Consider the following 13,045-nt stretch of genomic DNA (forward strand, 5'->3'; position numbering starts at 1 on the left):
GCACCTACGGCGTCGAGTGGAGCCCTCCAGTCCCGAGGCTCTTCGACGAGATTCCCGCCCCGTTCGCAATTTTTCTTCTTCAGCAGTGCATCGGCCGATGGCGTCACGCCAAGACCATGCAGCCTCCCGCCTCTTCTTCTTCCGTTCCCGATTCGGCGCTGACACGCGAGCAGCTCTACGAGCGCCTGCGCGGCAGCTCCAAGCAGGAAGTCATCCTCGAGGAAATGCAGCGCCTGGGCTTCTGGCCGCAGGACACGGCGCAGCCCACGGTCGAGTCGCAACTCATCCGCCGCGAAAGCGAACTGCAGACCGCGCTGGGCAAGCTCGGCGAAGAACTGCGCGGCATCTCCGACCGCGACAAGGCCCTGAAGATGATGCGCAAGGAGCGCATGGCCAAGGCCCGCGAACGCCGCGAGGAAACCCGCCAGCGTCTGGCGCAAGGCCGCCACGCCCGCGCCCTTGCATGGCACGAACGGCACCAGCGCGAACTGCTCTACGTGGGCGATGGCGTCTCGGGCGGCCTGAACGAAGCGCAGAGCGACAGCCAGGCGCTGGCCCGCAATGCCCTGCCCGCGCTGAACCACGCGGGCGATCTCGCCACCGCAATGGGCATCGACCTGGGCGAGCTGCGCTTTCTGGCCTGGCACCGCGAGGTGGCGAGCGTGAGCCACTACCAACGCTTCACCATCGCCAAGAAGAGCGGTGGCGAACGCCACATTTCGGCGCCGATGCCGCGCCTGAAGCGCGCGCAGTACTGGGTGCTCGACAACATCCTGGCGAAGATGCCGGTGCACGAGGCGGTGCACGGTTTTCTGCCGGGCCGCTCGATCCTCACGAACGCGGCGCCGCACGTGGGGCAGGACGTGGTGATCAACCTCGACCTGAAAGACTTCTTTCCCTCCATCGGCATGCGTCGCGTGCGCGGCGTGTTCCGCCAGCTCGGCTATTCGTCGCAGGTCGCGAGCCTGCTGGCGCTGGTCTGCACCGAAGCGCCGACCGACGAAGTGCACCTCGACGGCCAGCGCTACTTCGTTGCCCGTGGCGAGCGCGTGCTGCCGCAAGGCGCCCCTACCAGCCCGATGCTGACCAACCTGCTGTGCCGCCGGCTCGATGCGCGGCTTGCCGCGAGCGCGGCCAAGCTGGGTTTTCGCTACACGCGCTATGCGGACGACCTGAGCTTTTCAGCCGACGCGCAACACAGCCGCGACACCGGCAAGCTGCTGTGGCGCGTGAAGCAGATCGTGGCCAGCGAAGGCCTCACGGTGCACCCCGACAAGCTGCAGGTGATGCGCAAGCACCAGCAGCAGCACGTGACCGGCATCGTCGTCAACGACAAGCTCTCGCTCGACCGCGACACGCTGCGGCGCTTTCGCGCGGTGCTGCACCAGGCCGAACGACATGGCCCGCAGGGCCTGCAGTGGAACGGCAACAGCGACGTGATCGACGCGCTGCGTGGGTACGCCAACTTCATCACGATGACGGACGCGGCGCGCGGCGCGCCTTACCTGCAGCGTGTTCGCGCGCTGGCGGCCAAGCACAAGGGCGGCGCGGTGACGATGCCTGTGGCGCAGGATGCATCTCGGCAACAGCCGCAACGGCATCTGGCACCGGGGCAATTCCGCAAGCAGGCCGCTGCAGGCCAGGCACCCTGGCCCGCGTGGTGGCAACCAGCGCAAGCCTCCGCGCCCGTTCTGGAGAAAACAGCCGAGCAACTGGCTGCAGAGAAAAAAGCCAAGCGCGACGCGGAACGTGCACAGGCAGCCGCTGCTGCTGCGGCTGCAGCCCCCGCACCGCGTGCGGTTGCAGCGCCTGCCGCCGCCGCCGCACAGCCGCAAGTCGAACCGGCGGCCCCCGCTCGTGCCCCCGAATCCCCGTTCATCGTCTGGGCCAGCATCATCCTGCAGGGCTTCTATGTGCTGACGTCGATCTTCACCGGCCGCAGCCCCTTGGTGTGGCTGCTGGTGGGCGCCGTGGTGATCGGTAACATCATCCAGCGCCGGTCGGGCTGGATGCGTTTCATCATCGTGCTGATTGCGGCGTCGGGCCTTCTGGGTATCGTGCGCAGCCTGAGCCGGTAACGCGGCGGCCACGCTCGGCCGCGCACCCGACAAGAAGTTCACATGGGCACTCCAACCGAAGCATCGACGCCGACGCCGCATCGCCGACGCGGCCGGAAGGCGGGGCTCATCGTCGCGACGGCCGTCCTGCTCGTCGTTGCGGGAGGCTTCGCGCTCACGGCGGCGATCGGCATGAAAAACCCGGTGTTCCTCGTCCGATTCCTGTTCGCCCCGAGGTCCGAGGTGGAAGTGCTCTACGACACCCGGATGATCGCGGCTTCATCGCAACCCCGGCCCATTCCCGAGCATCTGCAGGCCCTCCCGAAGACCGTGCCGTGGAGAGGCAAGAACGAGGACATGCTGAGCGTGTTGCAGGAGACCCGGACGAATGCGCTGCTGGTCATGTGCCACGGAACACTGGTGAACGAGTGGTATCGCACGCCCGACAAGAAGACGTCTCGCACGTCCTCATGGTCTGTCGCCAAGTCCGTCGTGAGCCTTCTCATCGGGCAGCTTGTCGACGAGGGCAAGCTGTCGGAAGACACCAAGCTCGTGGCCGTGCTTCCGGAATTCGCTGCTGGCGGAAAGTTCGACGACATCACGGTCAGGGACCTGCTCGACATGAAGAGCGGCATCGACATGGCCGAGGACTACTCGGAGTACAAGCCCTTCACCGGCGTCGCCGGCATGCAGTTGACGACCGATCTCCCCGGCTATCTGATGAAGAATCGCGCGCTCGCATTCGCACCGGGCGCGCGGTCGGAATATCGAAGCATCGACGCGCAGTACCTGTCGATGATCGTGGCGCGCTTAGAAGGCGAGCCCTTGGCGAAAGTGCTGGAACATCGCCTGTGGCAGCCGCTCGGCGCACAGGACGCCGCGACGTGGAACCTCGATCACACCGACGGACTTGAAAGAGGGTTCGGCAACCTGAATGCAACGCCGCGCGATTTCGCCAAGCTCGGCCTGTTGGTACTTGCCGATGGCAAGGTTGGCGACCGGACGCTGATCTCACCGGCATGGTTGGCCCGGATCGCCACACCGGTGGCCGAAGCAGAGCCGGGCTGGATGTACGCCGCGCAATGGTGGCACCCACCCGGCTACGAAAAGAACGGCGACTACACCGCAATCGGCGTCTACGGCCAGTATGTCTATGTCAACCCGAGGCACCACGCCGTCATCGCGAAGCTCAGCGACTATGGTGCGCAGCAGGACGAGGCGGAGTTGATCGACGTGTTTCGGGCGGTGGTCGACGGGTGCAAATGATTGGTTTCGGATTCGGGTTCATTCGAGGCGGGTGCGAATGACACCAGGTGCTCCCCTCCGCGAATGTCCCCCGCTTCGCTCCTCCTTTATTTCGCTGCGGGGAGCACCTGGTGTCATTCGCACATGGGCACGCTGCTGGTGAATCGCTGATCAACCACTGCTCTGAGCGCTCACGTCGATACGGGGCTCTTTTTCGCGAAATAAAGGAGGAGCGAAGCGGGGGACATTCGCGAAAAAGAGCACCGTGTCGGCGGGAGCGTCGCCCTGAACAACAGCGTGAAACTCAGCGAACCACGCTCCGCAGCATCAGATCAAGATTCTGCACAGCCGCCCCCGAAGCCCCCTTGCCCAGGTTGTCGAACACGGCAGTCAGCAGCACCTGCCCATGCTGTGCATTGGCAAACACGGAAAGGCGCAACTGGTTGGTGCCGTTCAGCGCTTCGGGACTCAGATGCTCAGCCGCCTCGGCTTCTGCCAGCCCCATCAACTCCACATGCGGCTGGCCCGCGTAGTGCTGCTGCAGACATTGATGCAACTGCTCTGCACTGGTACCAGCAGGCAGCATGCGCAGTTGCAGGGGAATGGTGAGCACGATCCCCTGACGGAACGATCCATACGCAGGCAGGAAGAACGGACGCGCCGACAGCCCCGCATACCGCTCGATCTCGGGCGTGTGCTTGTGCGCCAGGCGCAGGCCATAGACCTGGAAGGCCGGCGCATTGGCACCGGGCGCTTCGTGTTCCTCCACACGAGCCCGCCCGCCACCGGAGTACCCCGACACTGCGTGAATCGCAATCGGGTGGTCCGCAGGCAGCAACCCGGCCTTCACCAGCGGGCGCAGCAGCGCAATCGCGCCTGTGGGGTAGCAGCCAGGGTTCGTCACCCGGTGAGCGTTGGCAATGCGCTCGGCCTGGCCGTCGCCCATCTCGGGGAAACCGTAGACCCACCCCGCATCGGTGCGATGAGCAGAGCTTGCGTCGATCACGCGCACCGCGGGGTTGGTGATGGAGGCCGCCGCTTCGCGCGCGGGCCCGTCGGGCAGGCACAGCACGGCGATGTCGCAGGCGTTGATGGCTTCGGCCCGACGCTGCGGGTTCTTGCGCTCGTCCACCGGCAAGGTCAACAGGCGCAGGTCGGTACGGCCGTTCAGGCGCTCATGGATCTGCAGGCCGGTGGTGCCCTGGTCGCCATCGATGAAAACAAGCGGTGCGCTCATGCGGGGTGCTCCTGGTCGTGCGTTGAAACGGAAGGCAATCGAAGAAGAGCCTGATATTGCGATGCGCCCTAGAATTTGAAAAGTTGAATTTCATAACCTTCAGCGTCAGAATTTCTGAACCACATGCGCGAACTGAACCTGGATCGATTGCGGACCCTCGTCACCATTGCCGAGCTGGGTTCCTTTGCCGAAGCCGCCCGCGTGCTGCACTTGGCAGCGCCCACGGTGAGCCTGCACGTGGCCGACCTGGAAGCCCAGGTGGGCGCCCCGCTGCTGCTGCGCAAGCGCGGCGAGGTGCGCACCACCGGCGTGGGCGAGGCGCTGGTGCAGCGCGCCCAACGCCTGCTGGCGGACGCCGATGAAACGCTGGCCGTGGTGCAGCGCCAGGTGCAAGGCCTAGCCGGCCGCGTGCGGCTGGGCGCCTCCACCGGGGCCATCGCCCACCTGCTGCCGCAGGCGCTGGAGGTGCTGGGCCGCCAGCACCCGGGCATCGACGTGCAGGTGGCGGTACTGACCTCGCAGGACACCATGGCCCGCCTGGCCGGCGGCACGCTGGACGTGGGGCTGGTGGCCTTGCCGCAGTCGCCCGCAGTCGGCGTGCGGGTGGTGCCCTGGCGCCGCGATCCGGTCATGGCCTTCGTGCCGGCCCAGTGGCAGTCGCCCGCGCGGGCCACGCCGCACTGGCTGGCGCGCCAGCCGCTCATCCTCAACGACAAGGGCACCAGCCTCTCGCGACTGACCAGCGAATGGTTCGCGCTGGCGGGCGAGCAGCCCACGGCGCGCATCCAGCTCAACTACAACGACGCCATCAAGAGCCTGGTGGCCGCCGGCTACGGCGCCACGCTGCTGCCGCACGAGGCACTGGATGCCGCGCAAACGAACCCGCGCGTGCGCATGCTGGCGCTGCGCCCCGCGCTGTGGCGACCGCTGGCCATTGCCCACCATGCGGGCGCCATCGAGAAAGCCACGCAGCATGTGCTGGACGTGCTGTGGCAGCAGCGCCAGGCGTGAATCCGCGTGAACCTGCATCGATGCAGGCGCGTGCACCAAAACACCACACCACGCTTCACAGCACGCGGCATCCCCGCTACAGTCGACGCCTCGACAAACAACCCAGACCGGAGGTGCGCGATGGAAAACACTGCAATTCATGCCCCCACTCCTCTACGGTTTGTCGTGCATCCTCGGCACTGACTGCTGACGCACTCCCTGCGTAGCGCGCGCCCCTGACGGGCGCTCCCGGTCCGAGCCTCGCGGCCACTTCGCCGCCGCGACAAACCGCCACCGATTCCAACGTTGCCGCCCGCACGACCTCGTGCTGGCCGCGATCCGTTCATTTCCGAATCAAGGCTCACCATGCTTGAACAACGTGCCGCGCATTCGCGGCATTGCGCAACCACTGTTTTCGATCCCCCGTGCGCGTCCGAGGCGCAGTGGGACAACTTCCTGGGCTACTGGCGCCTTCGCAATGGCGAAGACTTTCCCGGCGACCCCACGGTCAGCGACGCCGATACGCGGCTCAACGTGCTGCGGCCCACGCCCTTGCACGTCGTGCACCGCGTGATGGCCACCGACGAACACGGCCGCTTCATCGGCAGCGTGAGCATGAGCACGCGCCGGGAGGGCACGCCCGATTGGGAAGCTCTCTCGCCTTTCGTCGAGGCCTGGGGCGGCGTGCTGCGCCCCCATCGGCGGCAAGGCGTTGCGAGCACGCTGCTGCGCGCGCTGCTGACGCTGATGGAAACGCAGGCCAAGACCACGGCAACCCTCAGGGCACACCAGCCCGAAGGGCACGCCTTCCTGCGGGCCATCGGTGCGGCCGAGAAGCACCGCGCCATCGAGAACCGCCTGCCTTTCGACGGTCTCGACTGGGACGCGCTGGACCGATGGCAGGCGCAGGCTCTTGCCGCGAGCCCCGGCCTGCGCACCGAGGTCCACGTGGGCCGCGTCCCGATCGAGCGTCTTCAGGCGCTGATGGAGCCCCTGTCAGCGCTGCTCGAAGATGCCCCGACCACCGCACTCGCCCGGGGCCCGATGCGCTATGAGCTGGAGGGATTTCTCGCGTGGTATGCCGATCTCGATCTTCGCGGCGGCGAGCACTTCCTCGTGCTCCTGCTCGATGGCGACGAGCTGGCCGCCGTGTGCGACGCCAGCTGGAATCCGCGCCTTCCCGACCGCATGTGGCAGGCCCTCACGGCGGTCGCCCGTCCCTGGCGCGGCAAGGGCCTGGCCAAGGCCGTGAAGGCCGCCATGCTGCGGCTCGTGCACGAACGCCATCCGCAGGTCGCCATGGCCATCACCAACAACGCAGAGGTCAACGCCCCCATGCTCGCAATCAACCACCAATTGGGCTTTGTCCCCTACAGGCATGATGGGGTCTACCAGATCGGCACGGAAAGCCTGAGGGCCTACCTCTCGAGCCGCCTGCTGGCTTCACGGGAACAGGAGGCCCACCAATGAAAGCACCCCAGAGACTGCAGGCGCTGATCGACGAAGGCCTGATCGACAGCGTGGTGCGCCAGCTCATGAGCGGCAAGGAAGCGATGGTCTACGTCGTGCGCTGCGGCGAAGAAACGCGCTGCGCCAAGGTCTACAAGGAAGCCGACAAGCGCAGCTTTCGCCAGGCCGTCGACTACACCGAGAACCGCCGCGTCAAGAACACGCGCGAGGCGCGCGCCATGGCCAAGGGCACGCGCTTCGGCCGCAAGGTGACCGAGGCCATCTGGCAAAGCGCCGAGGTCGATGCGCTCTACCGCCTGGCCGCCGCCGGCGTGCGCGTGCCGACGCCGCACAACTTCCTTGAAGGCGTGCTGCTGATGGACCTGGTGACCGACGCCAACGGCGATGCCGCGCCGCGCCTGAACGACGTGGTCTTCACGCCCGAAGACGCAGTGCGGCACCACGCCAGCCTGCTGAAGGAAGTGATGCGCATGCTGGGCGCCGGCGTCGTGCACGGCGACTTGTCGGAGTTCAACGTGTTGCTGGCCGAAGACGGCCCGGTCATCATCGACCTGCCGCAGGCCGTGGACGCCGCCGGCAACAACCACGCCAAACGCATGCTGCTGCGCGATGTCGAGAACCTGCGCAACTTCTTCGGCCAGTTCGCGCCCGCACTGCTGAAGACGCACTACGGCGACGAGATCTGGCAGTTGTACGAACGCGGCCTGCTGCGCCCCGAAACGGAACTCACGGGCAGCTTCGTGCGCGAGACCGGCCCGGTCGACCTGAGCAACGTGCTGCGCGAAGTGGACGACGCGCGCATGGAAGAAGCGGCGCGGCTGGTGCGCATGCAGACGCCGCGACAATAGGCGGGCCTCCAACGCCCGTCCGATGAACGCCTCTGCCCTGCCGAACCCCAGCCCGCAACCACAGCCCGGGCGCCAGCCGCTCTCCACCGCCGTTCGACGGATCGCGAAGGCAGCCGCCTTCGTGGCGCTGGGCTTCGGCTCGGCGCATGCGGCCGCCGCCGCGATCCGCCTCGACGACGACCGTGGCACCACGCTCGAATTGCAGGCACCTGCCAAACGCATCGTGTCGCTGATGCCCTCGCTCACCGAGACCGTCTGCGCGCTCGATGCCTGCGACCGGCTGGTGGGCATCGACCGCCATGCCAACTGGCCGGCCTCGGTGAAGGGCCTGCCGCAGGTGGGCGGCATCGACGACGCGAACATCGAGCGCATCGTCGCGCTCAGGCCCGACCTGGTGCTGCTGCGTCCGCGCAGCCGCGCCGCCGAACCGCTGGAACGCCTGGGCATCAAGGTGCTGGCGCTCGACGCCAAGACCCATGCCGACATGCGCCGCGTGATGGAAACCGTGGCCCGCGCCACCGGCCGCCCCGGCGCCGGCGAAGCCTTCTGGCGCAAGCTCGATGCCGGGCTCGACGCGGCCCGTGCGCGCGTGCCCGCCAGCTGGCAGGGACGGCGCGTGTACTTCGAGGTGCACGGCGGCGTCGCTGCAGCGAGCGAAAGCTCCTTCATCGGCGAAACCCTGGCCCGCCTCGGCCTTGCCAACGCCGTGCCCGGCACGCTCGGGCCCTTCCCGAAGATGAGCCCCGAATTCGTGGTGCGCGCCGACCCGGATGTGCTGATGGTCTCGGCGCTCGGCGAAATCTCGGCCATGGCCGCGCGGCCCGGCTGGTCGGCCATGTCCGCCATCAAGCGCGGCCGGGTCTGCAGCTTTGCCTCGGCGCGCTTCGATCTGATGATGCGGCCCGGCCCACGGCTGGACGAGGCGGCCGATGCCATCGTGGGCTGCCTGGCGTCGCTGGGCGACCCGAAGCCTTGACCACGTTCCGCCCACGGCGCAACCCCTGACGTACCATTCCCGAACCTTGAAACCCGCCTCCGCCCCTCTCGCGCCTGTCGCCCTCGTCGACACCGACGAGGCCATCGCGCGGGACGTCGCCGCCGTCGGGCGCATCAGCGCGGTGCCCACGCTGCTCAAGATCATCTGCCAGAACACCGGCATGGGCTTTGCCGCCGTGGCCCGCGTGACCGACGGCACCTGGACCGCCTGCGCGGTGGAAGACACCATCCAGTTCGGCCTGAAGCCCGGCGGCCAGCTCAAGGTGGAGTCCACGCTGTGCAAGGAATCGCGCGCCGCCCGCCTGCCGGTGGTGATCGACCACGCCAGCACCGACCCGGTGTACTTCAACCACCACACGCCGCGCACGTACAACATCGAGAGCTATATCTCGGTGCCCATCATCCACACCAACGGCGAGTACTTCGGCAACCTGTGCGCCATCGACCCCCGGCCCGCCGCGGTGTCGGACCCGCGTGTCGTGGCGATGTTCACCGCCTTCGCCGACCTGATCGCGCGCCAGCTCGAAAACGAAGACCGGCAGGAGCGCACCGAATCGGCCCTGCAGTCCGAACGCGCCACGGCCGAGCTGCGCGAGCAGTTCATCGCGGTGCTCGGGCATGACCTGCGCAATCCGCTGTCTTCGGTGGGCGCGGCGGCCGAACTGCTGATCCGCCGCCAGGCGGAGCCCGACCTCGTCAAGCTCGGCACGCGGCTCAAGTCGAGCACCCGCCGCATGTCGGGGCTGATCGACGACGTGCTCGACTTCGCGCGCGTGCGGCTGGGCTCGGGCATGGGCCTGGTGTTGCGCGAGGTCGACTTCCTGGCCTCGGGGCTCAAGGATGTGATCGACGAAGTGCGGGCCGCCAACCCGACGCTGGACATTCGCGATGAACTCTCGATCAACGGCGTGGTGCGCTGCGACCCGGGGCGCGTGCAGCAAGTGCTGTCGAACCTGCTCGGCAATGCCGTGGCGCATGGCGGGCAAGACGTGCCCATCGTCGTGCGCGCCGCTGTCGCGGGCGACTGGCTGAATCTCTCGGTGTCCAACGGCGGCACGCCGATTTCCCCCGACGACCTGCCGAAGATCTTCCTGCCTTACTGGCGGCCCGAGAACAGCAAGCCGGGTGGTGGGCTGGGACTTGGCCTGTACATCTGCGCGGAAATCGTCGCTGCCCACGGCGGCACGCTGGAAGTCACTTCGTCCGTGGCCGACGGCACCTGTTTCGTGGCGACCCTGCCGGTCGCCTGACCTCACATCCATTCACAGCAGGCAATGAACAAGACTGGCATGGCGCTCGTCCCCGCCACGGACTTCACGCGCGACGAACTCACCGCGCTTTGGAACCAGGCCTACGAGGGTTACTTCGTTCCCATCTCCTTCGACAGGCAACGCTTCGAGCGGCACCTGCGGCGCGGCGAAGTCGACCTGGCGCTGTCCCGCGTTGCCGTGGTCGACGGCGTGGCCTGCGGCATTTCGCTGGCCGGCCGCAGGCAGGGGCGCGCCTATCTCGCGGGCTTCGGCATCGCGAGCACGCACCGGCGGCAAGGGCTGGCCAGGCAACTCATCGAAGCGCAGATCGGCGCCTTTTCGGCGGCGCGCATCGACCAGGCCTTTCTCGAAGTCATCGAACAGAACCCGGCCCGCGTGCTCTACCGGCAGGCCGGCTTCGAGGAGGCACGAACGCTCGACGTTCTTGAATGGGCCCTTGAAGCACGCGCAGCCGCCATCGAAGGCACGCTCGACGCAGCGGAACTCGCAGCCATTCACGACGCCTGCAGCGCACTGTCGCGCCCCACATGGCGACGCGAACTGCCGACCGTGCGCGATGCCATCGCCAACGAAGGCGCGATCACGCTCGGCATGCGGCGCGGCACGGAGGTCGTCGGCTATGCCGTCATGGCGCCGACCGGCGACGCCCAGGGCACGCTGTTCGACGCAGCCGCCATCGACGAAGCCGCTGCCCACGGCCTGCTCGACGCACTGGCCATCGCACGCGCCGGCACCCGCTGGCGGCTGGTCGACGAGCCCGTGCACAGCCCCCTTTCCAACGCAGTGATCGCGCGCGGCGCGACCACTGTCATCCGTCAGATCGAAATGGCGTTGCCCCTCCAATCAGGCAACAACGCCCCGTCCCCCACATGAAGCATCGCAAGCAAACCTCGTCCACGCCTTTCGTCCGGGTGGGCCCCAGCGGCGTCCACGGCCTCGGCGCCTTCGCCACGCGCGACCTGCCGCCCGAAGCCTTTCTCGGCCTTTATGAAGGCCGCCGTTACTCGAAGCAGGAAATCGCCACCAAGGTCTGGGACGACCAGCTCACCTACCTGTTCACGCTGACGAACCAGGAAACCATCGACGGCGCCAAGGGCGGCAACGCCACCCGCCACCTCAACCATTCGTGCGAGCCGAATTGCGAGGCCGTCGAGGAATACGACGATGCGGGCGAGTTGGTGCTCAAGTTCCAGACGCTGGTTTCGGTGGATGCGGGCGACGAGCTGTTCATCGACTATTCGCTGACGGCGGACGACGGCTCGCCGCCATCGAAGTACCCCTGCCACTGCGGCTCGCCGAACTGCCGAGGGACGATGCTGGCGCCTGAAGACGCGGCGGCGGAAAAAGACGGCTCGGCGGCGGCGCCTTCAGACCAGGCCACGCCTTTCAGCACGCTCGTGTCGTAAGGCAGCCGTCGTCAGGACGGCTCGCTCTTCAGGCTGCGCAGTTGAGTCTCGGCGCGGTCCAGCTCCAGGCGCAGCGCCTTGATTTCCTGTTCCAGCTTGTCGATGCGGGCTGCCTTGCTCTGGGTGGGCGGCGGCGCATTGCAACGCGCCTGCAACGCGCTCAATGCATCGGCCAGTTCCCGCCGGCGCAGCATCTGGCCCCTGGAGCGGGCCAGATCCATGTCGCTCTCGAGCGCCGCTTCCTGCGCCTTGCAATCGCCAGCAGCGTCCACCGGCGGCGCGGATTGCGCGAAGGCGGGCATTGCCAGCAGGGTCAATGCAAGGGCCAGGAAGCAGGGTTTCAGACGCATGCCGTACGGTACTCGAACTCACCGGCAGAAAAGTCCTTCAGCCCTTCAGGCCTTCAGGCTGCAGCAGTTGTTCTTGCGATGCACTTGATCTCGAGCAGCCAGTCGGCGCTGCCCAGGCGCGACACCTCGACCAGCGTCTGCGAGATCTGAGGCTCGCCGCCGAACATTCCCGCGCGCAAGGCGAACAGGCCATCGGCATCGGCAAGGAAGCCCTCGATGTCGGTCACGAAAAGCGTTTCGTCCACGATGTCGTCCATGGTCGCGCCGAAGGATTCGAGTACCGTGCGGACGTTGCTGTAGGCCTGCCGCAGTTGCGCGGCCGTGTCGCCGGCACCGATGGTCCGGCCCTCGCCGTCCACGCTCACCTGACCGGACAGGTAGATGGTGTCGCCCACCTGCACACCGTCGGCAATGATTTTCCTGAACGCGCCTTCGCGCACCACGCGCCTTGTTGCTGCCATGTCGTTTCCTTGGGTTGGTTCGGCGGCAGTATCGAAGGGAAGGCGCGCACCGCTTAGCCCTACGGCAGATGAGCTTTTGGCGCGAAGGCCGATCGATGCGCCCGAAGACGCGCGGTCGATGCCTGTGCTTCAACTCGCCCGGTCGGCGACCAGGTAGCCCGCCTGCCAGCGTTCGGCCAACTGCTGCGCGCGGTGCAGCGGAATGCGCGCCGCCTCGAAGTCCACCACGCACGCCACATCGGCGGCTTCGGGCCGTGCGGGGTTTTCGCTGGTGCGGCCGTCGGTCAGCAGCCACAGCCAGCGTTGCCGGGCCTCGCTGCGAACCAGCAGTTGCTCGGCACGCTCCACGCCCAGCGCGAGCGGCGTGCCGCCACCGGCGCCGATGGGCGCGATCCAGTCGTCGTTCCAGGCGCTTGCGCGGCGCGGCGACAGGCGCAGTTCGACCACGTCGCCGGCAAAGCACAGCAACGCGACGTGGTCGCGGCGCTGATACGCCTCTTGCATCAGCGCGAGCAGCAGGCCTTTGGCACGCGCGAGGTTGCCGTCGTTGCGCATCGAGGCCGAGCAATCGAGCAGGAAGCAGTGCAGCGCACCGCTGCGCGCCTGTTGCGGCCGGTGCCGCAGATGCTCCGCGCGCAAAGCGTCCGCGCCACGGGCGACCAGCGTGCGCGGCCAGTCGAAGGCCGTGCCTTTGGCTGCAGCGCCATGCCAGGC

At 67.4% G+C, this 13,045-nt stretch carries 13 protein-coding genes; 9 read left to right on the forward strand and 4 right to left on the reverse strand.

The genetic code is table 11. The features are described 5' to 3' along the window. Positions 1-116: 116 nt before the first annotated feature. Both ACSFB7_RS03040 and ACSFB7_RS03045 read left to right on the forward strand, forming a co-directional pair. Positions 117-2,078 (forward strand): reverse transcriptase family protein, encoded by a 1,962-nt coding sequence (locus tag ACSFB7_RS03040; RefSeq protein WP_435466924.1) that lies wholly within the window; start codon positions 117-119, stop codon positions 2,076-2,078. A gap of 42 nt (positions 2,079-2,120) precedes the next feature. Beyond that, positions 2,121-3,323 carry a serine hydrolase domain-containing protein gene (locus ACSFB7_RS03045; protein WP_435466926.1) on the forward strand — a complete coding sequence of 401 codons (1,203 nt, stop codon included), beginning with the start codon at positions 2,121-2,123 and terminating at the stop codon, positions 3,321-3,323. Between the two features lie 283 nt (positions 3,324-3,606). On the opposite strand, the gene argC is transcribed toward ACSFB7_RS03045, so the two are convergent. Beyond that, positions 3,607-4,539, reverse strand: coding sequence for an N-acetyl-gamma-glutamyl-phosphate reductase (gene argC / locus ACSFB7_RS03050; protein ID WP_435466927.1), 933 nt, complete (start codon positions 4,537-4,539; stop codon positions 3,607-3,609). A 123-nt stretch (positions 4,540-4,662) separates the two neighbouring features. On the opposite strand from argC, the gene ACSFB7_RS03055 reads away from it, so the two are divergent. From ACSFB7_RS03055 to ACSFB7_RS03085, 7 genes are all read left to right on the forward strand, one after another. Then, positions 4,663-5,550: a LysR family transcriptional regulator gene (locus ACSFB7_RS03055; RefSeq protein WP_435466929.1), complete on the forward strand. Its 888-nt coding sequence runs from the start codon at positions 4,663-4,665 to the stop codon at positions 5,548-5,550. A 345-nt stretch (positions 5,551-5,895) separates the two neighbouring features. Then, positions 5,896-6,999: a GNAT family N-acetyltransferase gene (locus tag ACSFB7_RS03060; RefSeq protein ID WP_435466930.1), complete on the forward strand. Its 1,104-nt coding sequence runs from the start codon at positions 5,896-5,898 to the stop codon at positions 6,997-6,999. After that, positions 6,996-7,847: a PA4780 family RIO1-like protein kinase gene (locus ACSFB7_RS03065; RefSeq protein WP_187109441.1), complete on the forward strand. Its 852-nt coding sequence runs from the start codon at positions 6,996-6,998 to the stop codon at positions 7,845-7,847. Before ACSFB7_RS03060 ends, ACSFB7_RS03065 begins: the two co-directional genes overlap by 4 nt. A gap of 22 nt (positions 7,848-7,869) precedes the next feature. Beyond that, positions 7,870-8,823 carry an ABC transporter substrate-binding protein gene (locus ACSFB7_RS03070; protein WP_435466933.1) on the forward strand — a complete coding sequence of 318 codons (954 nt, stop codon included), beginning with the start codon at positions 7,870-7,872 and terminating at the stop codon, positions 8,821-8,823. A 46-nt stretch (positions 8,824-8,869) separates the two neighbouring features. Then, complete coding sequence (locus tag ACSFB7_RS03075) at positions 8,870-10,093, forward strand: GAF domain-containing sensor histidine kinase (RefSeq protein ID WP_435466935.1); 1,224 nt, start codon at positions 8,870-8,872, stop codon at positions 10,091-10,093. 39 nt (positions 10,094-10,132) lie between these two features. After that, positions 10,133-10,987, forward strand: coding sequence for a GNAT family N-acetyltransferase (locus ACSFB7_RS03080; protein ID WP_435466937.1), 855 nt, complete (start codon positions 10,133-10,135; stop codon positions 10,985-10,987). Continuing rightward, on the forward strand, positions 10,984-11,520 hold the full coding sequence (locus ACSFB7_RS03085) for an SET domain-containing protein (RefSeq protein WP_435466939.1): 537 nt from the start codon (positions 10,984-10,986) through the stop codon (positions 11,518-11,520). The genes ACSFB7_RS03080 and ACSFB7_RS03085 overlap by 4 nt, the downstream gene beginning before the upstream one ends. An 11-nt stretch (positions 11,521-11,531) precedes the next feature. Here the strand turns inward: ACSFB7_RS03085 and ACSFB7_RS03090 are convergent, their stop codons facing one another. The 3 genes from ACSFB7_RS03090 to ACSFB7_RS03100 all read right to left on the reverse strand — a co-directional run bounded on the left by ACSFB7_RS03090 (position 11,532) and on the right by ACSFB7_RS03100 (position 12,994). After that, the gene (locus tag ACSFB7_RS03090) at positions 11,532-11,870 is read right to left on the reverse strand and encodes a DUF1090 family protein (RefSeq protein WP_435466941.1); all 339 of its coding nucleotides are present in this window, start codon (positions 11,868-11,870) and stop codon (positions 11,532-11,534) included. Between the two features lie 53 nt (positions 11,871-11,923). Next, the gene (locus tag ACSFB7_RS03095) at positions 11,924-12,331 is read right to left on the reverse strand and encodes a RidA family protein (protein WP_435466943.1); all 408 of its coding nucleotides are present in this window, start codon (positions 12,329-12,331) and stop codon (positions 11,924-11,926) included. 129 nt (positions 12,332-12,460) lie between these two features. Beyond that, on the reverse strand, positions 12,461-12,994 hold the full coding sequence (locus tag ACSFB7_RS03100) for a vWA domain-containing protein (RefSeq protein ID WP_435468062.1): 534 nt from the start codon (positions 12,992-12,994) through the stop codon (positions 12,461-12,463). Between the last annotated feature and the right edge of the window lie 51 nt (positions 12,995-13,045).

It is taken from the genome of Variovorax raffinosi (assembly GCF_051216615.1).
Lineage (GTDB): Bacteria > Pseudomonadota > Gammaproteobacteria > Burkholderiales > Burkholderiaceae_C > Variovorax.